Source organism: Paractinoplanes rishiriensis, assembly GCF_016862375.1.
Lineage (GTDB): Bacteria > Actinomycetota > Actinomycetes > Mycobacteriales > Micromonosporaceae > Actinoplanes > Actinoplanes rishiriensis.
In genome coordinates this window covers 26,584-49,150 of record NZ_BOMV01000112.1, presented here as the reverse complement: position 1 = coordinate 49,150, position 22,567 = coordinate 26,584, and the positions used below count along the sequence as shown (strand labels likewise).

Below are 22,567 nucleotides of genomic sequence, written 5' to 3'. Positions count from 1 at the left end.
AGGAGACAGCCTCAGTTCGGTCGGGAATCTGCCGATGGTTGTTGTCGTATGAGGTCTGACTAGGATTCGGGGCAAGGGATGAGCGTACGCCAGAAGCTCCTGCTCGCTTTCGGGCTCATGCTTACGCTGCTGGCGGCCGTGGGTGTCGCGGGATGGCAGTCGTCGAGCCGTCTGGAGTCGCAAGCTCGCGGTATCTACGAGGAGAACGTCACAGCGGCCGTTCAACTCGGTGCCGCGCAATCCGCCTTGTGGGAGCTGCGCTACGGATTCCCGCAATTCATGGCAGTGCCAGAAGCGCGTCAGGACATCCTAGACGCGCAAGCAGGCCAGTACGAGAAAATCGACGCAGCGATCGCCCAATACGCGGCGGGACCGCGCAACGAAAAGGAGCTTGAGGGCCTGGCCTCGTGGAACGATGCCTTCACCAAGTATCGCGAGGCACGACCCCGCTGGTTCGAGCTGTACGGCGCCGGAAAACTGGAGGAGGCCGCGGCTTGGCGTGCTAAAACCACTACGCCGTTCGGCAAGGCGTCGGTCGAGGCTATGACCGCGATGATCGAGACCCAGAAAGAAACCGCCGCAGCACGGTACCGCGCGATTCAAGGCTCACAGACGTTGCTGGCCGGCCTCTTGGTGATCGCGCTGACCGCCGGTGTCGGATTTGCGCTGATCTTCAGCAGGAGCCTGACCCGCCGGTTGGCCAGTATGGTTGCCGCGCTGCATGACGTCGCAACCGGCAATCTCGCCCGGCGGGTCACGATCGCTGGCAAGGACGAGATCGGCGCGATGGGCACCGCGTTCAACCAAGCTATCGGCCAAATCAATGCCGCGGTCAGTGCAATCGCCGTCAGTGCCGACCAACTCGCGAGCGCAGCCGCCGAGCTGACGTCGGTCAGTCAGGACATGAACGACAACGCCAGGCGCGCCTCGGTGCAGGCAGAGTCGGTCACGAACACGATCAGCCACGTTTCCGAGGGCGTTCAGGCTGTGGCCCGCGGTGGTCAAGGAATGTCGCAATTCATCCGCGACATCGCGCAGAGCGCTGCTCAGGCGGCAGCGATTGCCGGCAGCGGCACCGCTACCGCGCAGAGCACCAATGCCACGATCGAACGACTCAGTCAAGCATCGGTGGAGATCTCCGAGTTCGCGAGACTGATCAGCACGATCGCCGAGCAGACTAATCTGCTCGCTCTCAACGCCACCATTGAAGCCGCTCGTGCCGGCGATGCCGGCAAGGGATTTGCAGTCGTCGCGGCCGAGGTCAAGGACCTGGCACAGGCGACCGCGAAAGCCACCGAGGACATCGGCGTCAAGATTGACGCTATCCAGGCGTCGGCCAGCGAGGTAATCGGAGCCATCGGGGAAGTCACCCGAATTATCGAACAAATGAACAACGCTCAGTCCACCATCGCGAGTTCAGTTGAAGAACAAATACACAGCAGCACCGAGATGGGAGAAAGGGGCAGCATCGCGGCCGACGGCGCGAACCAGATCCTCGACGGCATGACGCTCCTGGAGACTTCAGCCCGAGCTACCACCGACGGCGCTGCAACCACCCAGCAATCGGCAGATCGCCTCAATGCCATGTCCCTCGAATTGCGAGGTCTGGTCAGTCGATTTCAGCTCGAACAGCCCACCGGGTCTCGATGAAGCTGTGCGCCACTGCCGACACGGAGGAGTCAGCCGGCAGATCGGCTGGGTCGGGTAAGCGACTGGGCCATACCGGCGATTTCGAGTACCCGTCGTACCGCCGGGTGGATTGGATCCAGCCAGAACGCGACGCCCTCCGCAGTGGCGTCAGCGTAGAACCGGTCCAACATGTTCAGCCCACTGGAGTCGCAGAACGACGTGGCGGCCAAGTCTGCGACGACCATGGTCACGCCCGGGACGGCAAGGGCTGCGCGTAGCCCGTGGTCGAGAAGGTCGACGGTTTCCATGTCCAGTTCCCCGGCAGCATGAACCGTTATCACACCATCGACGGCGGGTGTCGTGCCTACTTGCATGACGGCTGTCCGCCTGAGTGAGCGCGTTTGTCAGCGTGGACACGCTGTAGTGGTGTCGGTGAACTGGCCGGTTTCATACGCTCGTCCTCGTACTCATCAGCGGTTGAGGTAGGCGGCGAGGCCGCCGAGTTCTTCGCTGGCGATGAACACGGAGCGGACGTTGAGGATCGCTTCCTCGACGTGAGTGGTGCAGCCCCATGCTGAGTCGCCCCACGAGTCGGCGATTTTGATTTCGGCTGGCCCGCTGCAGCCGGCGGTGCCGCCGAGTTGGCAGGTCTCGGGGTGGGAGGTTGCGGCTTGCAGGGTGGCGGCGGTGCGCATGCGGGCGTTGAGTTCTGCGGCGGTGGCAGCGCGTTGTTCGGCCTCGGCGCGTAGTTCGCGTTCCGCGCGAACTACTTTGGCCAGCTCTTCCAAGGCTGATCTGGCGCTTGCCTCGGCGGCCGTTTTTGCTTGCTCGATGTGGTGGCGTTCGATCGCGAGAGCCGCTGTATCGGTGAAGAGGCGGGCGAGGGCGAGGTCGGTGTCCTGCGGGGCTCGCGGGGTGCGGTGGTACATCGCGAAGGTGCCCAGCAGACTGCCGTCACGGGCCAGGATCGGCATGGACCAGCAGGCGGCCAGCCCGGCCGGTTCGGCCAGGTGCCGGAATTCGGCCCAGAATGGGTCGGTGGCGATGTCGGTGACAATGACCGGTTCGCGGCGGTGAGCTGCGGTGCCGCAGGAACCGACACCCTCACCGGTGGCGATGCCGTCGATGGCCTGGTTGTAGAAATGGGGCAGGCTGGGTGCGGCGCCGTGGCGCAGGTGACTGCCGTCCGGGTCAGCGAGTAGCACGGAGACCAGGACCCCGTCGGGTGAGAGATCCTCGATGCAGCGGGCCATCCCGTCGAGCACCTCGCTGAGCGGGGCTTGCCGGGCAATCTGCTCCACCAGCGCCCGGTGCTCGGTCAACAGTCGCTGGGACTGCTTGACCTGGGTGATCTCTACACCGATCACTCGGATACCGACCACGCTGCCGTCGGGGTCACGTCGTGGCTCGTAGGTGAAGTCGAAGAACACCTCCCGCGCCTGTGGCCCGGTTCCTAGCACGACGCGGGCGTCGCGGCCGGTATAGGGCTCCCCGGTGCGATAGACCTGATCGAGCAGGTCGATAAAGCCTTGGTCGGCTAGTTCAGGCATCAGTTCGGCCACCGGCACCCCGGTGCGGGACCGTTCTTCACCGATGGTGGCGAAGAACGCCGGGTTGGCGGCCTCAAGAACGTGGGTGGGACCCGCGAGCGAGGCGAACACGGCGATGGATTGCCCGAACAAGGCGCGCAAGTCGTCATCGCCGGAGTGCCGGGTGACGGTGCGGCTCGCGGTGGCCGGTCTCTGTTCTGGCGCCGCCGTCATAGTCTCGTCTACCTCTCGGTGTGCGGATGCGGTCAACCGCTGATGGCCTAGGCCGGTGGGAGTTCCGACTCGACTCTCAGCCGGTGCGGGCGATGCGGCGATCATGCCTGTTCAGGGTAATGGAACGCATGGCCTGCGCTCGTCGGGCAGACTGCCGAAAGCCCTGGGTGAAGGGCGTACCACCTGTAGCCATGCGTCGCTGAGCGGAAGCACAATCCCAGCGGGCTTCGACGCCAAAGTGCTCATGCTGGCCAGGTTGCGGCCGATGGGCCTCGCACGTCGCAGGAATGATCATGCGGTTGCGGCCAGGAAGGAGCGCATATGGGCGTGAAACTTAGGGCGGGGCTGGCTGGCGTGCTCACCGCTGTCGGCCTGGCCGCGGTGGGCGCTCCGGCGGTAGCCGGGCCGCCGGTGGACGTGATCGTCCGGACGGTGTCGCCGGAGGCGCTGGCCCGCGCCGAAGCGTTGGTGCGCCGTTCGGGAGGCACGATAGAGCAGGACCTTGCCGTGATTTCGGGCTTCGCCGCCCGGTTGCCGTCGCACGCGCTGGCTGTGCTGGAGCGGATGCCAGGGGTGGCCGAGGTAACCGCGGACGGCACGGTGAGGATGAGTGGCAAGAAGTGGATCGACGATGGCGGTGCGAACACTCCGGCAGGGAAGGTCAAGAAGATCGCTGGCGGTAAGAAGGCCAACACGGTTCAGCTGACGGGTGCGGGCGTAGGTGTGGCGCTGATCGATTCCGGGGTGGCCCCGGTGCCTGGTCTGGATGAGCCGGGCAGGGTCGTCAACGGGCCGGACCTGTCGTTCGAGTCGCAGACCCCGGGCCTAGTGAATATCGACACGTACGGTCACGGGACGCACATGGCCGGCATCATCGCCGGGGCTGACCCGGCCACCGGCTTTGAAGGCATGGCTCCCGACGCGAAGCTGATCAGTCTCAAGGTGGCGGCGGCCGACGGTGCCGCCGACGTCTCGCAGGTCATCGCGGCGATCGACTGGGTCGTCACGCACCGCAATGACCCCGGCCTCAACATCCGGGTGCTGAACCTCTCGTTCGGCACCGACTCCACCCAGAGCGCCCTGCTCGACCCGCTCTCGTACGCGGTCGAGGCCGCCTGGCGTAAGGGCATCGTGGTGGTCGTGGCAGTGGGGAACGACGGTGCTGCCGCTACCCGGGTGACCATGCCAGCCGCGAACCCGTACGTGCTCGCTGTCGGTGCTTCCGACTCTCACGGCACCGAGGAGCACGCCGACGACACGGTCGCGGCGTTCTCGAACCGGGGTAGCGCGGTCCGGCACGCCGACCTGCTGGCTACCGGCCGGTCCGTGGTGTCGCTGCGGGTACCGGGTTCGTACATCGACATCGCCTACCCGGGCGCCCGGGTGAGCGAGACCACGTTCCGCGGCAGCGGGACCTCGCAGGCCACCGCTGTCGTGTCCGGCTCCGTGGCGTTGCTGCTGGAGAACCAGCCGAAGTTGAGCCCGGACGAGGTCAAGAACCTGCTGATCGAGTCGGCCGACCCGCTCTCCGGCTCGGACCCGATCGCGGCCGGAGCCGGTCAGATCGACATCGCCGAGGCGGTCACGATGGGCAAGCCCAAGAAGGTGACCCAAACCTTTGCGCGGGCGACCGGCCTGGGGACCCTGGAAGGCGCCCGCGGCAGCTCACACGTAACGGACGACGAAACCGGCGTGGTACTCCGCGGCGAGCGAGACATCTTCGGATCGCCATGGAACCCCGCTACTTGGGCGCCCCGCGCTGCGGAGGGTAAGGCGTGGACCGGCGGCACGTGGAACGGCAAAGTCTGGACGGGGACCGACTACGACGGCACCTCCTGGACCGCAGTGACCTGGAACACTGCCACCTGGACCGCGTCGAACTGGGCCGGCCGGCGCTGGACCGGCAGCGACTGGACCGGGCAAACCTGGACCGGACGAGCCTGGACCGGCCGGGCCTGGACCTCCGGAACCTGGCTAGGCCGGGCCTGGACCGGCCGGGCTTGGACCTAAGCACGGTCCAGGCGCAGGCCGAAGAGATCCGCTAGTGGTCTCAGTTCCGGTCTCATACGGGGTCGTACGCCGGTGTCCGTCCGAGCTCGCTTACTGGCTAAGATCCTGGTCACGGACAGCGATGGGTCCGGACGGACGGTGGATCACAGACCTCGAAAGCGTGTGAGGGTGCAAGCCCTCCAAGGGTTCAAATCCCTTCACCACCGCCAATCGGCCCGGCGGCCTTGCCCGCCGGGCCTTTTTCTTGCTCTTTTCCAATTCTCACGCGGTGTCGCAATACCATCGCTTCAAGTAATGGATCATACTCACGCTGCGTGTTGATCGGCGGTCCGCCTTACGCCGGAGAGGACACTCGTCCGTTCGGTCGTTCGCCATGATCAGGTGTCATACACGTAACGGCGGCGTTTCGGCGCGGCATCAACTGCGAGGATCACTCGGAGTAACGGCAAGGGGACTGCCCTAATACCGTCGCTGTTGCGCAAGTCACCGGGCCAAAAACCACCGGATCAGACAATGCGCTTCGGCCACCCGGCGAGAAACTTTCACAAGATTGCCCTACACCGATGTGCTGGGTCTGTCCTAGATTTGTCATGTGAGAGTTGAGCATCACTGGTGGAATGGTGACGTCCGCGTTGCGCGACGGGACGTCTACGTCCGCACCGACGGCGAACAGTGGGAAGTCGAAGCTCAGATGGGCGGCCCTCTGGGCAAGTCGAAGGTGCAACAGTGTCCAGGGAAGGCCTCCGCCTTGATCCTGGCAGACGCGTGGCGGGGTCCACGCTGGCAGTGGCGCGAGATCTGAGGCGCCGTAGGCCGGCTGCGCCGCACTGCTTGACTTCATCGGCCAGCCGATAATTTCCGATCGGGCCGGATCCCTTCCCGGGGGTCCGGCCCTTTTGTGGCGCTCGCAGCCGCGCAAATCGGACCGATTGTCCGGTGTCAACTACTTTGGTGGATCTAGCTTCGGGACCATGGAGGCCACCGTCACCGAGCACCGCTGCGACGTCGCGGTGCTGCACCTCAGGGGTGAACTCGACGCCGATACGTCCGTGAAGCTCCGCGCCGCCCTGGACAAGCTGCTGGAGCGTCCGGTGCCGCGGATCGTCGTCGACCTCACCGAGCTCAAGTTCTGCGACTCGGTGGGGCTCAGCGCGTTCATCACCAGCAAACAGGTGATCGCCGACCGGGGCGGCTGGCTCAGCTTCGCGGGCGCCAACCCGTTCCTGGTCCGCCTGCTCGAGACGGTCGGGCTGAGCCGGTACTTCGCGATCTTCCCCGAGGTGGACGACGCGATAGCCGCGGCCCAGCTCTGACTTTGTCCGATGTGGATCGCGTCGTTGGCTCTAAGTTGGAATCGTGGCCGAAACCCGTGTCGAGGAGACGTTTCCCGAGATCTTCCGGACCGCCGACGGAAAGGCAGTCGACGAGCAGGGCAAATACTTCAGGCTGGTCCGGTACGGCCTGATCGCGGCCGTGGTCGCCGCGGTGGGCAACGCGATCACCAAGGACGTCACGCTGGGCACCACGAAGGTCGACACCGGCGGCGTGCTGTCCGCGGTGGCCTTCATCTTCGGCTTCGGTTTCGCCCTCTACCTGCTGCTCAACAAACCCGAGCGAGCCTGGTACGAGTGCCGCGCCGCGACCGAGTCGATCAAAACTCTGGCCTGGCAGTACGCCATGCGCGGCGGCTCCTTCGACCAGGACCGCCAGCACGACGAGCGCCTGTTCGGCCAGACCGTACGCAAAATCATCTCGCACCTGCGGTACGCCGGACTGCCCACGATCGGCGGCAGCGAGGGCGTAACCCAGGCGATGAACGACTTCCGCGACAAGCCACTTCCCGAGCGCCGGCAGATCTATCTGCAGCAGCGCATCCTCGACCAGAACCACTGGTACGCCAACCGGGCCAAACAAAATCAGCGCCGCGCCCAGCGCTGGTTCCTGACCGCCATCGTGTTCCACGCGATCGGCGTCATCCTGGCCGTCCTCAAGGCGCTGAACGTGATCGAACTCGACCTGCTCGGCATCGCCGCCACCGCCGCGGCCGGCGCCATAGCGTGGGTGCAGACCCGCGACAGCCAGACCCTGGCCGAGTCGTACGTGATCGCCTCCCACGAACTGGCCGCCATCCACGGCGAGGCCCAGGACCACACGGACGCGCTGACCGAGGCCGAGTGGAGCGCTTTCGTCCGCAGCGGCGAACAGGCCATCTCCCGCGAACACACCCTCTGGCTGGCCCGCCGGGACCCCAACCTGTCCGCCGACTGAAAAGGCCGGACCCATGGGTCCGGCCTGCTCAACAGCCTGGCGGAGGATACGAGATTCGAACTCGTGAGGGGTTTCCCCCAACACGCTTTCCAAGCGTGCGCCCTAGGCCACTAGGCGAATCCTCCGTCGCACAGAATACATAGCGCGCCGCGGAGGTTTGCTGGGGAGGGGGCGCTCACCGCCCACCCGGGCCGGGTAGGCTCATGGTCAGCCCCTCGTGCGGCGTGTATCTCGTGAACCTCCCCAGGGCCGGAAGGCAGCAAGGATAAGCGGGCTCTGACGGGTGCACGGGGGGTCCTTTGCTGTCCGGGGCCGGTCACTCCCGCGGGACCGAGTTGGTTCTTGTCGTACCCCCGGCGGAGAATGACGCGCGGTCGTCCAAGAGGGGGCAGCAGTGGCACTCGCGCTCTACCGCAAGTACCGGCCGCGGACCTTCGCCGAGGTCATCGGGCAGGAGCACGTCACCGAGCCGCTGTCGCAGGCGTTGCGCAGCGGGCGGCTGCACCATGCCTATCTCTTCTCCGGCCCGCGCGGCTGCGGCAAGACGTCCAGCGCCCGCATCCTGGCCCGCTCGCTCAACTGTGAGCAGGGCCCCACTCCCGAGCCGTGCGGCACCTGCGGCTCGTGTCGCTCGCTGACCAACGACGGCGCCGGCTCAATCGACGTCATCGAGATCGACGCGGCCAGCCACGGCGGCGTCGACGATGCCCGCGAGCTGCGCGAAAAGGCGTTCTTCGCCCCCGCCAGCAGCCGCTTCAAGATCTACGTCATCGACGAGGCCCACATGGTCTCGTCGGCCGGCTTCAACGCGCTGCTCAAGCTCGTCGAGGAGCCGCCCGACTACGTCAAGTTCATCTTCGCCACCACCGAGCCGGAAAAGGTGCTCGGCACCATCCGCTCGCGCACCCACCACTACCCGTTCCGGCTCATCCCGCCACCCGTCCTCCGCCCCTACCTCCAGCAGCTCACCGAGGCCGAGGGCGTCCACGTCGAGCCGGCGGTCTTCCCGCTGGTGGTCCGGGCCGGCGGCGGCAGCGCCCGAGACTCCCTCTCGGTGCTCGACCAGCTGATCGCCGGCGCCGGCCCCGACGGCGTCAGCTACAACCGCGCAGTGGCCCTGCTGGGCGTCACCGACGTCAGCCTGATCGACGACATGTGCGACGCGGTGGCCGCAGCCGACGGCGCCGCCGCCTACTCGACCATCGACCGCGTATCCGAAGCCGGCCACGACCCCCGCCGCTTCGCTTCCGACCTGCTCGAGCGCTTCCGCGACCTGATCGTCCTCCAGCAGGTCCCCGACGCCGTCGCCAAGGGCCTGATCGACGGCCCCGCCGACCAGCTGGAGGCGATGACCGCGCAGTCAACCCGCCTGGGCCCGGCCACCCTCTCCCGCTGCGCCGACATCGTGCACAACGGCCTGGTCGAGATGCGCGGCACCACCGCACCGAGGCTCCTGCTGGAGCTGATCACCGCCCGCATGCTGCTCCCCGGCGCCGACGACGCCACCGGCGCCCTGCTCCAGCGCTTGGAGCGCATGGAGCGGCGCCTCACCCTCACTACCGAAGATGCCGTACGCGCCCAGACCGCACCCCCGGCAACGCCGACCACCCCGGCCACGTCCGCCCCCGCCACACCAGTCTCAGCGGCACCCGTCTCCACCGGCCCGTCCTCAGCCGCTCCACCAGCGGCGGCACCCACCCCCGCCCCCGCCGGCCCGACCGGCGGCGGCCTTTCCGCAGCCCGAGCCGCAGCCGCCGCAGCCGCAGCAGCCGCCGGCAAACGCGCTGCCCCCGCCGCCTCGACCCGGCCGACCACCCCGGCCCACCCCACCCAAGCCCAGTCCGCCCCGACACCGGCCGCCCCCGACGGCCCTGCCACGAGCTCCCCGCCCCCGCAGGCCACCGCGCCGCAGTCCGCGCCCGCCGAGTCCGCGCCGCAGTCCGCGCCCTCGCAGCCCAGCGCGCCGCAGTCCGCGCCCGCCGAGTCCGCGCCGCAGGATGCCGCGCGTGCCCCTGCCGCCGGAGCCGGGGCGACGTCGCACGAGGCGCACGGCGGGTCCGCGCAGCCCGAGCCCCATGACGAAGAGCCGCCGTGGGACGAGGAACCGGACTACGACCCCTACCTGGAGGAGGCGGGGCCCACGTCGCAGCCCCCTGCCGCCCGGTCGTCACACCCCACCCCGCCGGCCGCCCCAGCGTCAGCTGCTCCGGTCTCAGCTGCTCCGGTCTCAGCTGCCCCGGTGTCGGCTGCTCCGGTCTCAGCTGCCCCGGTGTCGGCTGCTCCGGTGTCGGCTGCTCGGGAGCGGTCTGGCGAGGCGGCGGAACCAGCTGCCGAGGTGGCGGGACCAGCCGCCGCTCCGTCTGGGCGCCGGGCTGAGCCGGCCGGGGTGTTGCCCGATGCGCCCGAGGAGCCGGTGGTGGCTGCGCTTGCCGAGGTTCCGGGGCAGATGACCGTCGAGGCGGTCCGTGAGGTGTGGCCCGACATCGTGGCGGCCATCAAGCGGCAGCCCAACGGCAAGGTGGCCGGGCCGATGGCGGCCGGTGCCGTGGTCCGTGCCCTGGACGGGGACACGGTGGTGCTGGTGTTCCAGTTCCCCAACCACGCCGACCGGATCGGGCGGGAGTCGGCGCTGGTCACCGATGCTCTTTATGAGGCGCTGGGTGGTCGGTGGCAGATCCGCTGCGAGGTGGGCGGCCGGGACGCCGCCGAGCCGCCGTCGCGAGGACGGGAACGCCGGGACGCACCGCCCGCGGCACGTCCGGCGGAGCGCAACGAGCCTCCGCGCGCTTCGACCAGCCGGGCTGCCCAGACGCCGCGTGCGTCCTCGGGTGGGCAGCCCGCAGCGGCTCGCGCGCCGCAGGACCGCCGGCAGGCGTCGGACGCCCCGCCGCCGGCCGACGACGAGTGGCCAGAACCGGCCAAACCGGGCGGCCACAGCTCCGCCGCCCCCGCCGTGGACGACGACGAGGAGTGGCCGGAGGTTAGCCCGATTGGCGCGTCCGGTGACGCTCCACCGGCCGGGGGCGGGGGCGCACCGATCCTGCCGTCGCGGGCCGGCGCCACACCGGTTGAGGAGACTGCTTCCGCGGCTCGAGGACCGCTGACTTCGAGCCCGGGCGCTCGGTCATCCGCTTCGACCGGCGCGGCGGCCGGCGATCCGGAGCCTTCCCCGGCCGGATCCGTGCCGTCGATTGGCGGAGTCGAAGCGGCAGCCTCGACCGGCGGCGTCCAACACAACGGCGGCGCGGCAGTCAGCGATGGCGGCGGTGCGGCAGTCCGCGATGGCGGCGGCGCGGCGACCATGGCGGGCGCGGACGGACCGGTGATCGGCATGGCGTCCGCCCCGGCGGGCGTCGACGCCGCGGGCCGGAATGTCGCCGGCCCCAACGGTGGTGGTTCGGCGGCGCCGGCTGCGCGGGCTCCGGAAACCGAACTCCCGGCGGCGCCCAGTGCGCGGAACGCCGCGCCCAGCAGCGGGCTGGCCGCTGCCCGCGCGGCTGCTCGCAACGCTGCCGCGGCGCGTCAGGCCGCCAAGCCTGCGGCAGCCGCTGCCCCGGCTGTTGGCCCGGCTGCTGGCTCGGCCCCGGCGCAGCGGCCGGAGGCGTCCTCGGGGGATTCGTCGTTCGACGGGTTTGATCCGGGGGACGAGCCGCTCGATGACGTGATCGATGAGAAGACGGCTCGGGAGAGCAGCGAGCAGCAGGCGTTCCGGCTTCTTCAGGAAGTTCTCGGCGCGGAGAAGATCGGCGAGAGCTGAGCCGGCACCCGGGTGGCGTGTGGTCGGTGCGGCGTGTGTGGTGGCTAGGCTGGGCGCGATTGACGTGGCCGGCCGAATGGGTAACGACGACGGTCAGCAGTGACCATTCGAGTTTGAGCGAGTTTGAGGAGCGGTGGCATGCGCCCCGGTGGACAGCCGAACATGCAGCAGATCATGAAGCAGGCGCAGAAGATGCAGCAGCAGGTCGCGCAGGCGCAGGCCGAGTTGGCCGCGGCTGAGCTGACCGGTACGGCCGGCGGTGGTCTGGTGACCGTGACCATGACGGGGCTGGGCGAGGTCAAGGCCGTGAAGATCGACCCCAAGGCGGTGGACCCGGAGGACCTTGAGTCGCTCGAGGACCTGGTGCTCGCGGCCATCCGGAACGCCGCCGAGGCGCAGCGTGAGCTGACCGAGGAGAAGATGGGGCCGGCTACCGGCGGCCTCACCCTGCCGGGGTTCTGATCCCGTGTACGAGGGTGCCATCCAGGACCTGATCGACGAGCTGGGGCGCCTGCCGGGCGTCGGGCCCAAGAGCGCCCAGCGGATCGCCTTCCACGTCCTGTCCGCCGACCCGGCCGACGTCAACCGGCTCGCCGGCGCGCTGCGCAAGGTGAAGGAGCTGGTCCGGTTCTGCACGACCTGCTTCAACGTGGCCGAGTCCGACCAGTGCCGGGTCTGCCGGGACACCCGCCGCACCAACGAGGTGCTGTGCGTGGTCGAGGAACCCAAGGACGTGGTGGCGATCGAGCGGACCGGTGAGTTCCGCGGCCGGTATCACGTCCTGGGTGGCGCCATCAATCCGCTCGAAGGCATCGGGCCGGACAACCTGCGCATCCGGGAACTGCTCCTGCGGCTGGGCACCGGCGAGGTCAAGGAGTTGATCCTCGCCACCGACCCGAACACCGAAGGGGAGGCGACGGCCACCTACCTGGCCCTGATGGTCAAGCCGATGGGCATCGCCGTCACCCGGTTGGCGAGTGGGCTGCCGGTGGGCGGCGACCTGGAATACGCCGACGAGATCACCCTGGGCCGGGCTTTTGAGGGCCGCCGAGCTGTTTAGATCACTCCCCGTGGTGCCGGAGGTCACAGCCACATCACGACGGAGACACGGAACTGTTGTTTGGTGGCGCCTCACTTGACCGTGGCACCCCGTTAGGTGAAGGTTCCTTGCGATGGCGGTACGCCCGCCGTCGTGTGTCCTCGTGGCCTCGGTCTGATCTGGCCGTAGCGGCGAGGATGGGCGCCCGAAGCATGCGTTAACCGATCGGTTGTCGTTCAGCATGGGCCATCGTCGCCGGTCGGGGGCTCCGTGTGCCTCGAAGTTCCGGCGACGTGGACTCCTGCCGTGCGGCGGCTGGGAGAGGACCGGACACTCCATGGTCGTTGGATCCGGCACGGTCTCGGATGAGCTACCGGTTGAGCCGGAGCCAGGCGAGGGCGCTGCTCCCGGCAAGGCGATCGAGGGCCGGTCGCTCGGGCGGATCGCTTGGAACAGGCTGAAGCGCGACAAGGCCGCCATCGGTGGCGCCGTCGTGATCATCCTGCTGGTCCTTATGGCCCTGTTCGCGCCGCTGATCGTGCGCATCACCGGCAGCACCCCGAACGAGTTCCATCAGGATCTGCTCGGCCCCACGCTGGTGCCGGAGGGCTTCTTCGGCGGGATGAGCTGGGACCATCCCATGGGCATCGAGCCGCAGAATGGCCGGGACATCTTCGCCGAGATCGTCTACGGCGCCCGGATCTCATTGCTGGTGGCCTTCCTCGCCACGCTGCTCTCGGTCGTCATCGGCACCGTCTTCGGTGTGATGGCCGGTTACTTCGGCGGCTGGGTCGACACCGTGATCAGCCGGGCCATGGACGTCTTCCTCGCGTTCCCGGTGCTGGTGTTCGCGCTGGCGCTGGCCGGCGTCATCCCGTCGACCGCGTTCGGACTCTCCGGGCTGTCGCTGCGGATCGTCCTGCTGATTTTCATCATCGGCTTCTTCAACTGGGGCTACATCGCCCGCATCATCCGCGGGCAGACGCTTTCGTTGCGGGAGCGGGAATTCGTGGACGCCGCCCGTGGCCTGGGCGGGCGGGGGCTGTACATCCTCCGGAAGGAAATTCTGCCCAACCTGGTCGCACCGATCCTCATCTACGCGACGCTGCTGATTCCCACGAACATCATCTTCGAGGCTTCGCTGTCGTTCCTCGGCGTGGGTGTGGCTCGTCAGGTGCAGGGCGAACCGGGCGTGACCTGGGGCGGGATGCTTTCGGACGCAGTGGACTACTACACGCTGCCGTACTTCATGTTCTGGCCGGGTATAGCGATCTTCATCACTGTGCTCGCCTTCAACCTCTTCGGCGACGGGTTGCGTGACGCACTCGACCCGAAGATGCGGTGACCTAACAATTTCGACACTAGGGAAGCAATGAAGGGGAGTATGTGATGAGGAAAAGGTCGGTGACCGCGGTCGCCATGAGCGCCGTGCTCGCCTTTGGCCTCGGCGCCTGTGGCGGGGGCACGGACGACAACAACAACACGGACGGCAACAACGCCACTCCCGAGTTCAACGCCGCCATCGGCAAGGTGTTCAGCCCCAGCACGAAGACCGGTGGAACGCTCAAGTTCGCCATCTCCGAGGACTGGGACTCGGTCGACCCCGGCGACACGTACTACGGCCTGTCCTGGAACCTGCTGCGGACGTACGCCCGGACCCTCACGATGTTCAAGCCGGTCCCCGGCAAGGGCAGCGAGGAACTGGTCGGCGACCTGGCCGAGGGTCTCGGCACGCCCAGCGACGGCGGCAAGACCTGGACGTACAAACTTCGTCCGAACCTGAAGTTCGAGGACGGCTCGCCGATCACCTCGAAGGACGTGAAGTACGCCGTGCTGCGCACGGTGGACAAGGGCGTTCTGGTGAGCGGCCCGACCTACCTGGGCGACTACCTCGACCTGCCCGAGGGCTACAAGGGCCCGTACAAGTCCAAGGGCGTGAACACCGACCAGGCGATCCAGACGCCGGACGACCTGACCATCGTCTTCAAGCTCAAGCAGGCGTTCGGTGGCTTCGACTACTTCGCCCAGCTGCCCGGCACCGCGCCGGTGCCGGAGGCGAAGGACACCGGCGTCAAGTACAAGGAACACGTCATCTCGTCGGGTCCGTACATGTTCGAGAGCTACCAGGAGGGCAAGAGCTTCACCCTGGTCCGCAACCCGAACTGGGACAAGGCGACTGACCCGAACCGCCCGGCCCTGCCGGACCGGTACGAGGTGACCCTCGGCGTCGAGGCCAACGACATCGACAACCGGCTGATCTCGGGCGACCTCGACATCGACCTGGCCGGTACCGGTGTGCAGCCGGCGTCGCTGTCCCGGGTGCTGACCGACCCGAACCTCAAGCCGCAGTCGGACAACCCGGGCTCGGCGCGTACCTGGTACACGTCGATCAACCCGAAGGTCGCACCGCTGGACAACCTGGACTGCCGCAAGGCGATCATGTACGCCGCCGACCGCACCGGCCTCCAGGCCGCGTACGGCGGTCCGATCGCCGGTGGCGACATCGCGACCACGCTGATGCCGCCGGTCATCCCGGGCTACCAGAAGTTCGACCTCTACCCGGCCGGCGCCGACAACAAGGGCGACGTGGCCAAGGCCAAGGAGCACCTGACCGCGTGCGGTCAGCCGAACGGCTTCGCCACCAACATGGCGTACCGCTCGGACCGGCCGAAGGAGAAGGCGATCGCCGAGTCGCTGCAGCAGGCGCTGGCCAAGGTCGGCATCAACCTGACCCTCAAGCCGCTGCCGACCGGTGACTACTTCTCGCTGTACGCCGGTAAGCCGAGCTACCGCGACGGCCAGAAGCTGGGCCTGATGACCAACGGCTGGCAGTCCGACTGGAACGACGGCTTCGGCTTCCTGTCGCAGATCGTCGACAGCCGCACCATCCGTGAGTCGGGTGGCTCGTCGAACCTGAGCATCTACCTGCCCGAGGTGGACGCCCTGATCGACAAGGCGATGGCCGAGACCGACGCGACCGCTCGCGAGGCGGTCTGGGGCGAGATCGACAAGAAGATCATGGAGAACGCTGTGGTCCTGCCGAGCGTCTACTCCAAGGCGCTCACGCTGCGCAGCAAGAACGCGACCAACATCTTCGTGAACGAGGCCTACGGCCAGTACGACTACATGATGCTGGGCGCCGCCAAGTAAGCGCAGGCTCGACGACAAGTTAGGCAGGTGAAGGCGGTCGTGAGGCCGGCCGGCCCGGACCACAAGTCCGGGGTGGCCGGCCTCACGTAGCCGGACATCGTGGCGACATACATCATTCGGCGCGTGATCGGCGCCATGCTCATGCTGGTCGTGGTCAGCATGGTCACCTTCGCCATCTTCTTCCTGGTGCCCCGCTGGGCCGGCGGAAGCGCGGAGAACCTGGCCGCCCGCTATGTCGGCCGGACCGCCGACGCCGGCGAGATCGCGGCCGCCGCCGACCGCCTGGGATTCAACGACCCGATCTGGGTGCAGTACGGGCAATGGCTCAAGGGCATCTTCGCCGGATCGACGTACGACCTGGGCCCCGGCCCGGAGCACTGCCCTGCGCCGTGTTTCGGCTACTCCTTCATCTCGCGTACGCCGGTCTGGCCGGAGCTGCTGGACCGGATGCCCGTCACCTTCTCGCTGGCCCTGGGTGCCGCGGTGATCTGGCTGGTGGCCGGCGTGACCACCGGTGTGATCTCGGCGCTGCGCCGGGGCAGCATCTTCGACCGCGCGGCCATGGGCATCGCGCTGGCCGGCGTCTCGCTGCCGATTTTCTTCACCGGCCTGATGTCGCTGGCGATCTTCAGCTACAACCTCGGCATCACGGCGCCCGGCGGCAGCTACACGCCGATCAACGAGAACCCGTTGGAATGGGCGTACGACCTCCTGCTGCCCTGGGTCACGCTGGCGTTCCTGTTCTCCGCCGCCTATGCCCGCCTCACCCGGGCGGGGATGCTGGAGACGATGAGCGAGGACTACGTGCGCACCGCGCACGCCAAGGGCCTGCCGGAACGCACCGTGATCACGAGGCACGGTCTGCGGGCCGCGCTGACCCCGATCGTCACCATCTTCGGTCTCGACGTCGGCCTGCTGCTCGGCGGCGCCGTCCTCACCGAGACCACCTTCTCGCTGCCGGGTCTGGGCAAGTACGCGATCGACGCGATCGCGACGAACGACCTGCCGAAGATTCTGGGCGTCGTCATGCTGACCGCCTTCTTCGTCGTGTTCGCCAACCTGATCGTCGACCTGCTCTATGCGGTGGTCGACCCACGAGTGAGGCTCAACTGATGCCCGATCCGTTTCTCCAGATCCGGGATCTGAAGATCCACTTCCCGACCGACGACGGGCTGGTCAAGTCCGTCGACGGGTTGACCTTCTCGCTGGAGCGGGGCCGGACTCTGGGCATCGTGGGAGAGTCCGGCTCCGGCAAGTCGGTGACCAGCCTCGGCATTCTGGGGCTGCACAACAAGCGCAACGCCCGGGTGTCCGGCGAGATCTGGCTGGACGGCAAGGAACTGGTCGACTCGCCGGCCGACGAGGTGCGCCGGCTCCGCGGTCGCAAGATGGCGATGATCTTCCAGGATCCGCTGTCCGCGATGCACCCGTACTACACGGTCGGCAAGCAGATCGTCGAGGCTTACCGGGTGCACAACAACGTCTCGAAGCAGGTGGCCCGCAAGCACGCCATCGAGATGCTCAAGCGGGTCGGCATTCCACAGGCGGAGCGCCGGGTCGACGACTACCCGCACCAGTTCTCCGGGGGTATGCGGCAGCGCGCGATGATCGCCATGGCGCTGTCCTGCGACCCCGAGCTGCTGATCGCGGACGAGCCGACCACCGCCTTGGACGTGACCGTGCAGGCGCAGATCATCGATCTGATGCGCGACCTGCAGCAGGAGTTCAACTCGGCACTGATCGTGATCACCCACGACCTGGGCGTGGTGGCCGAGTTGGCCGACGACGTACTGGTCATGTACGGCGGCCGCGCGGTCGAGCACGGCTCGGCGCGGACCATCTTCGAGGCGCCCGAGCACCCGTACACCTGGGGCCTGCTCGGCTCGATGCCGCGGATGGACCGGCCGCTCACCGACCGGCTGATCCCGATCGCCGGCTCCCCGCCGTCGCTGATCAACCTGCCGTCCGGGTGCGCGTTCCACCCCCGGTGCGTCTACGAGCCCCGGACCGGCGGCTTGGGCAGCACCATGCGGCCGGAGTTGACCGAGGCCGGCGGCGGGCACCGGGTGCGCTGCCACCTGCCGGCGACCGAGCGGCGCCGGATCTGGGTCGAGGAAGTCAAGCCGAAGCTGGAGGCCGGCAAGTGAGCGAGCAGCAGAAGGGCGAACCGCTGCTGTCGGCTCGCGGCCTCGAGAAGCATTTCCCGATCACGAAGGGCCTGCTGAGGCGGACGGTCGGCGCGGTGCGCGCGGTCGACGGCATCGACTTCGAGGTCTACAAGGGCGAGACGCTCGGCCTGGTCGGCGAGTCCGGCTGCGGCAAGTCGACGACCGGCCGGCTGCTGACCCGGCTGCTGGAGCCGACCGGCGGTTCGATCACGTTCGAGGGCCGGGACATCACCCACCTGAGCCAGGGCAAAATGCGCCCGCTCCGGCGGGACATGCAGATGATCTTCCAGGATCCGTTCTCGTCGCTGAACCCGCGGCACACGGTGGGCGCGATCGTCGGTGCCCCGTTCCGGATCCAGAACGTCAAGACCGAGCACGGCGTCAAGCGCGCGGTGCAGGACCTGCTCGAACTGGTCGGGCTCAACCCGGAGCACTACAACCGCTACCCGCACGAGTTCTCCGGCGGTCAGCGGCAGCGCATCGGCATCGCCCGTACGCTCGCCCTCCGTCCCCGGATGATCGTGGCCGACGAGCCGGTCTCCGCGCTGGACGTGTCGATCCAGGCCCAGGTCGTCAACCTGCTGGAAGACCTGCAGAGCGAGTTCGACCTGACCTACGTCTTCATCGCGCACGACCTGTCGGTGGTGCGGCACATCTCGGACCGGGTCGCGGTCATGTACCTCGGCAAGGTGGTGGAGATCGCCGAGCGGGAGGATCTGTACGCGCGGCCGCACCACCCGTACACGGTCGCCCTCATGTCGGCGGTGCCGGTGCCCGACCCCTCCCGGCGCGACAGTGCCCAGCGCGAGCGGGTGCTGCTCACCGGCGACGTGCCCAGCCCGATCAACCCGCCGTCGGGCTGCCGCTTCCGCACCCGCTGCTGGAAGGCGCAGGACATCTGTGCCACCGAGGAGCCGCCGCTGATCGCCCGGAACGAGGACCCGGCGTCACACCTGACCGCGTGTCACTTCCCGGTGGTCGACGACGAAGAGGTGACCGGCCGCCGCCCGGCGAGCGTCACCCCTCGGGCCGATTGAGGAGTCCTACCGCGATCTGGTGCACGGCGGCGGCGTCGGCCGGGTCGGCGATCGCCGCCCGGCCACCGGTCACGGTGTACCACTCGTCCGCCTCCCGGTACTGCACGCGTACGGTCACCTGGCCCTCAGCGACCTCGGTCTGCAGCGTGAGGTCACCGGTGACGACGCCGACCTCGTCGGTCATCACGCCACCGGGGCCCGGCACGATATCGGTCCGGAGCGGCTCGGTCATCAGCATCTCTCCAGCATGTCGGCGAGGGCGGATTTCTCCGCGCTGGTGACGGTCAGTTCCCACCGGGCCTTCACCGCGATCCAGTCTTCCGCATACGCGCACCAGCTGCTGGTTTCCGTCGGTTTCCAGGTCGACGGATCCTGGTCGCCCTTGGACCGGTTGGAGGTGGCGGAGACCGCGACCAGTTGCGGGGTGTCCAGGTCGTTGGCGAAGTTGCCGCGCTTCTCGGCGGTCCACGAGGAGGCACCTGAGCGCCACGCGTTGGCCAGCGGCACCACGTGATCGATGTCCACCTTGGTGGGTGAGTTGAGCACCTTGCCGTCGTAGACGCTGGTCCAGGTGCCGGCCACCACGTTGCAGCCGGAGCGCTTCACGTTGCGGCCGTCGCGCGCCAGCACCGAGTCGCGGACGTCGCAGTTCTCGCCGGTGTCCCGCCAGTGCGGAAACTTCTCGCGGCTGTAGCCCCGCATCGAGCCGGCCTTGGCCACCGTCAGCTCGCCCAGCTGGGTGGTGACGATCTCGTCCGGCGTGGAGCCGGGTGCGGGTTCGAGGGCGATGCCCTCGCAGGCGGTGGTGGCGCTGAGGGTGAGGGCGGCGGCAAAGATCAAGATTGCGGTACGTGGGGGCACGACTACAGCGTAGAGGTGCCGTGCCCGTGTGCCACCGGGTGCGTAAGGCCCCGGCGGCACACGGGTGAATGCCTAACGCACCCGGTTGACGGCGCTGTTGACGGCCTTGATCGAAGCGCTCACGATGTTCGGGTCGATGCCGACGCCCCACACCGTGACGTCGCCCACCTCGACCTCGACGTACGCCGCCGCCTGCGCGTCGCCGCCCGCGGTGAGCGCGTGCTCCTGGTAGTCCAGGACCCGGGCCTGGATGCCCAGCGGCTGGATGGCGTGCACGAACGCGTCGATCGGGCCGTTGCCGACGCCGGTCAGCGGCCGCCGCACGCCGCGGTGCATGACCTCCACGTCGATCTCGACCTTGCCGTCCACCGTGGCCGTGCTGTAGCCCTCCATCTTGAAGGCCGCCGCGGTCTGGTGCTCGATCAGGTATTCGCCGGCGAAGATGTCCCACATCTCCTGCGGCGACACCTCGCCACCCTCCTCGTCGGTGTGGTGCTGCACCACACCGGAGAACTCGATCTGCAGCCGGCGCGGCAGGTCCAGGTTGTGCTCTTCCTTCATGATGTATGCCACGCCGCCCTTGCCGGACTGCGAGTTGACCCGGATGACCGCCTCGTAGCTGCGGCCCACGTCCTTGGGGTCGATCGGCAGGTAGGGCACGCCCCAGCCGAAGTTCGCGACCTCGACGCCGGCCTCCTCGGCGTCCGACCGCAGCACCGCGAAGCCCTTCTTGATCGCGTCCTGGTGGGAGCCCGAGAACGACGTGTAGACCAGGTCGCCCACGTACGGGTGCCGCTCGTGCACCGGCAGCTGGTTGCAGTACTCGACGGTCCGCTTGATCTCGTCGATCTTGGAGAAGTCGATCATCGGGTCGATGCCCTGGGAGAACATGTTCAGCGCCAGGGTGACCAGGTCGACGTTGCCGGTGCGCTCGCCGTTGCCGAACAGGCAGCCCTCGATCCGGTCGGCACCGGCCAGCAGGCCCAGTTCGGCGGCGGCCACGCCGGTACCGCGGTCGTTGTGCGGGTGCAGCGACAGCACCACGGACTCGCGCCGGGGCAGGTGCCGGTGCATCCACTCGATCGAGTCGGCGTACACGTTCGGGGTGGCCATCTCGACGGTGGCCGGCAGGTTGATGATCAGCGGCCGGTCCGGGGTGGGGTCGATCACCTCGATCACCGCCGAGCAGATCTCCAGGGCGTACTCCAGTTCGGTGCCGGTGTACGACTCCGGGGAGTACTCGTAATAGATGTCGGTGTCCGGGGTGTGGATCTCGGCGTACTTCTGACACAGCCGGGCCGCACTCGTCGCGATGTCGGTGATGCCGTCCTTGTCCAGGCCGAATACGACCCGGCGCTGCAGTACTGAGGTGGAGTTGTAGAAGTGCACAATCGCGCGCTTGGCGCCGCGCAGCGACTCGAAGGTGCGCTCGATCAGGTGCTCACGGCACTGGGTCAGGACCTGGACGGTGACGTCGTCCGGAATCAGGTCCTGCTCGATCAGCTGCCGGATGAAGTCGTAGTCGGTCTGCGACGCGGCCGGGAAGCCGACCTCGATCTCCTTGTAGCCCATCTGCACCAGCAGCATGAACATGCGGCGCTTGCGCTCGGGGGACATCGGGTCGATCAGCGCCTGGTTGCCGTCCCGCAGGTCGACCGCGCACCAGCGGGGTGCCGCCGTGGTGGTGCGGGTGGGCCACTGCCGGTCGGGCAGATCAATGGCAAATTGCTTCTGGTACGGCTGATAGCGCTCGAACGGCATGACGCTGGGACGCTGGGACGCAAAGGGGTTCTCAGAAGTGGACATGTAGCTGCTCCAAAAGGAAGGAAGACGAGGCGGCGGCGCGCGTCAACCCCGCGACGAGGTGCCGGCCTGGAATGGGGCCTCGTCGCGGCAGCGAAGAAGGAGTGCCTGCCACATGTCGAAAATCACCCTACGTGATCAACTTGGACGAGGCTAACTCTATGCCCGGATCGTGGGAAGTCGAAGTCATGCGGGCGGCGTGGAACCGGAGGGCTCCACGGCGGGCGGCGGTGGTGGCGGCGCCTCGGTGGGCATCGGCTGGCCGCCGACGTCCGGTCCGGGCAACTGCACGGTGGCGGGGCCGGCCGCCTGGCTGACGATGGTGAGCACGCCGAAGCCGACCCGGGCCGCGGTGAGCACCCCGTCGTTGGCGTAGCAGTAGATGCCGATGTCGACCGGCGCCTTGAGCGACGCCGAGATCGAGTCGATCGAGTAGCAGCTGCCCTGCGCGCCGCGCAGCGGCTCGACCTCGGCGACCGAGATCGCCGCCTGCCGGTCGGTGAAGACGCCGAGCCACTGCCGGAACAGGCGCTCGACCTGGGGGTCGTACGCCTTGGGCACGCGCTTGCCGGCGGCCGCCACCCGGACGCAGGTCGGGTTGATCGGGTTGGTGGCGGTCGCCACCGTGCACTGATAGACGCCGGACTTGATCGAGACGATCGACACATCCGTGGCGCCGCCGTGCGCGCCGCCGCTCACGTCCACCCGCCAGGTGCCGTCGGCGGCGATGGTGGCCACCACGTGGTGCTGCCGGCCGGAGCCGTCGTCGTCCAGCGTGTAGAGCGCCGCGTACGACTTGTCCAGCGCCAGCGCGGCCCGTGCGGCCAGGTCAGCGCGGGCGTCACCGCCGTCGCCACCGGCCGGCGGCAGGACGGTGGGATCGGCCGGCTCGCGCTCCGCCGGACCGCCGCACGCCGCCACTGCCAGAACCAGCAGGGCGGCCGCCGAGACGAGGGCACGTGGGCGCATCGAGACATTCTCGCCTCCTGGGGCCTCACGCCCGGCGCCGACGCGCCGCCGGCGGCCGGAATCTGGGATCGCCTGTCGGCCCGTGGCCGGGACGCGGCTAGGGTGGTTCCGAT

17 protein-coding genes, 1 tRNA gene, 1 other RNA gene and 1 pseudogene are annotated in these 22,567 nt (G+C 68.2%); 13 read left to right on the top strand and 7 right to left on the bottom strand.

Going from position 1 to position 22,567, the window contains the following annotated elements:
• The first annotated feature begins 78 nt into the window (after positions 1–78).
• Positions 79–1,650, top strand: coding sequence for a methyl-accepting chemotaxis protein (locus tag Ari01nite_RS46310; protein WP_203790746.1), 1,572 nt, complete (start codon positions 79–81; stop codon positions 1,648–1,650).
• Between the two features lie 29 nt (positions 1,651–1,679).
• Here the strand turns inward: Ari01nite_RS46310 and Ari01nite_RS46305 are convergent, their stop codons facing one another.
• On the bottom strand, positions 1,680–2,003 hold the full coding sequence (locus Ari01nite_RS46305; protein WP_203790744.1) for an STAS domain-containing protein: 324 nt from the start codon (positions 2,001–2,003) through the stop codon (positions 1,680–1,682).
• Between the two features lie 96 nt (positions 2,004–2,099).
• The gene (locus Ari01nite_RS46300) at positions 2,100–3,497 is read right to left on the bottom strand and encodes a GAF domain-containing protein (protein ID WP_239163606.1); all 1,398 of its coding nucleotides are present in this window, start codon (positions 3,495–3,497) and stop codon (positions 2,100–2,102) included.
• A gap of 216 nt (positions 3,498–3,713) precedes the next feature.
• Here Ari01nite_RS46300 and Ari01nite_RS46295 point away from each other — a divergent pair, with 216 nt between their 5' ends.
• The 3 genes from Ari01nite_RS46295 to Ari01nite_RS46285 all read left to right on the top strand — a co-directional run bounded on the left by Ari01nite_RS46295 (position 3,714) and on the right by Ari01nite_RS46285 (position 7,670).
• Entirely contained in the window at positions 3,714–5,402 is a 1,689-nt protein-coding gene (locus Ari01nite_RS46295) for a S8 family serine peptidase (protein ID WP_203790742.1), read from the top strand.
• A 971-nt stretch (positions 5,403–6,373) separates the two neighbouring features.
• Positions 6,374–6,715, top strand: coding sequence for an STAS domain-containing protein (locus Ari01nite_RS46290; RefSeq protein ID WP_203790740.1), 342 nt, complete (start codon positions 6,374–6,376; stop codon positions 6,713–6,715).
• Between the two features lie 43 nt (positions 6,716–6,758).
• Positions 6,759–7,670: a DUF4231 domain-containing protein gene (locus tag Ari01nite_RS46285; protein WP_203790738.1), complete on the top strand. Its 912-nt coding sequence runs from the start codon at positions 6,759–6,761 to the stop codon at positions 7,668–7,670.
• A 37-nt stretch (positions 7,671–7,707) separates the two neighbouring features.
• Here Ari01nite_RS46285 and Ari01nite_RS46280 read toward each other — a convergent pair.
• Positions 7,708–7,795 (bottom strand) — tRNA-Ser (locus tag Ari01nite_RS46280).
• Positions 7,796–7,876: 81 nt separating this feature from the next.
• Between Ari01nite_RS46280 and ffs the strand changes: the two genes are divergently transcribed.
• The 9 genes from ffs (at position 7,877) to Ari01nite_RS46235 (ending at position 18,821) form a co-directional block, all read left to right on the top strand.
• Positions 7,877–7,973, top strand: an RNA gene (gene ffs / locus Ari01nite_RS46275) — signal recognition particle sRNA small type.
• Between the two features lie 91 nt (positions 7,974–8,064).
• Positions 8,065–11,427, top strand: a complete 3,363-nt coding sequence (locus Ari01nite_RS46270) for a DNA polymerase III subunit gamma and tau (protein ID WP_203790736.1) — start codon at positions 8,065–8,067, stop codon at positions 11,425–11,427.
• A 162-nt stretch (positions 11,428–11,589) separates the two neighbouring features.
• A complete protein-coding gene (locus Ari01nite_RS46265) occupies positions 11,590–11,889 on the top strand; it encodes a YbaB/EbfC family nucleoid-associated protein (protein ID WP_239163613.1) in 300 nt (99 codons plus the stop codon).
• Between the two features lie 4 nt (positions 11,890–11,893).
• Positions 11,894–12,487 (top strand): recombination mediator RecR, encoded by a 594-nt coding sequence (gene recR, locus Ari01nite_RS46260; protein ID WP_203790732.1) that lies wholly within the window; start codon positions 11,894–11,896, stop codon positions 12,485–12,487.
• 316 nt (positions 12,488–12,803) lie between these two features.
• Positions 12,804–13,811, top strand: a complete 1,008-nt coding sequence (locus Ari01nite_RS46255) for an ABC transporter permease (RefSeq protein ID WP_203790730.1) — start codon at positions 12,804–12,806, stop codon at positions 13,809–13,811.
• Between the two features lie 44 nt (positions 13,812–13,855).
• Positions 13,856–15,616 carry an ABC transporter substrate-binding protein gene (locus Ari01nite_RS46250; RefSeq protein WP_203790728.1) on the top strand — a complete coding sequence of 587 codons (1,761 nt, stop codon included), beginning with the start codon at positions 13,856–13,858 and terminating at the stop codon, positions 15,614–15,616.
• A gap of 99 nt (positions 15,617–15,715) precedes the next feature.
• Positions 15,716–16,729 carry an ABC transporter permease gene (locus Ari01nite_RS46245; protein ID WP_203790726.1) on the top strand — a complete coding sequence of 338 codons (1,014 nt, stop codon included), beginning with the start codon at positions 15,716–15,718 and terminating at the stop codon, positions 16,727–16,729.
• The gene (locus Ari01nite_RS46240) at positions 16,729–17,763 is read left to right on the top strand and encodes an ABC transporter ATP-binding protein (protein ID WP_203790724.1); all 1,035 of its coding nucleotides are present in this window, start codon (positions 16,729–16,731) and stop codon (positions 17,761–17,763) included. Before Ari01nite_RS46245 ends, Ari01nite_RS46240 begins: the two co-directional genes overlap by 1 nt.
• Complete coding sequence (locus tag Ari01nite_RS46235; protein ID WP_203790723.1) at positions 17,760–18,821, top strand: ABC transporter ATP-binding protein; 1,062 nt, start codon at positions 17,760–17,762, stop codon at positions 18,819–18,821. Before Ari01nite_RS46240 ends, Ari01nite_RS46235 begins: the two co-directional genes overlap by 4 nt.
• Here Ari01nite_RS46235 and Ari01nite_RS46230 read toward each other — a convergent pair.
• The 4 genes and pseudogenes from Ari01nite_RS46230 to Ari01nite_RS46215 form a co-directional block, all read right to left on the bottom strand.
• Positions 18,802–19,032, bottom strand: a pseudogene (locus Ari01nite_RS46230) (hypothetical protein); the annotation flags it as partial. The gene Ari01nite_RS46235 and the pseudogene Ari01nite_RS46230 overlap by 20 nt on opposite strands.
• 20 nt (positions 19,033–19,052) lie before the next feature.
• Positions 19,053–19,682 (bottom strand): HNH endonuclease family protein, encoded by a 630-nt coding sequence (locus Ari01nite_RS46225; protein WP_438872303.1) that lies wholly within the window; start codon positions 19,680–19,682, stop codon positions 19,053–19,055.
• A 72-nt stretch (positions 19,683–19,754) separates the two neighbouring features.
• On the bottom strand, positions 19,755–21,488 hold the full coding sequence (leuA, locus tag Ari01nite_RS46220) for a 2-isopropylmalate synthase (RefSeq protein WP_203790721.1): 1,734 nt from the start codon (positions 21,486–21,488) through the stop codon (positions 19,755–19,757).
• 183 nt (positions 21,489–21,671) lie between these two features.
• On the bottom strand, positions 21,672–22,454 hold the full coding sequence (locus Ari01nite_RS46215; protein WP_203790720.1) for a hypothetical protein: 783 nt from the start codon (positions 22,452–22,454) through the stop codon (positions 21,672–21,674).
• Positions 22,455–22,567 lie beyond the last annotated feature (113 nt).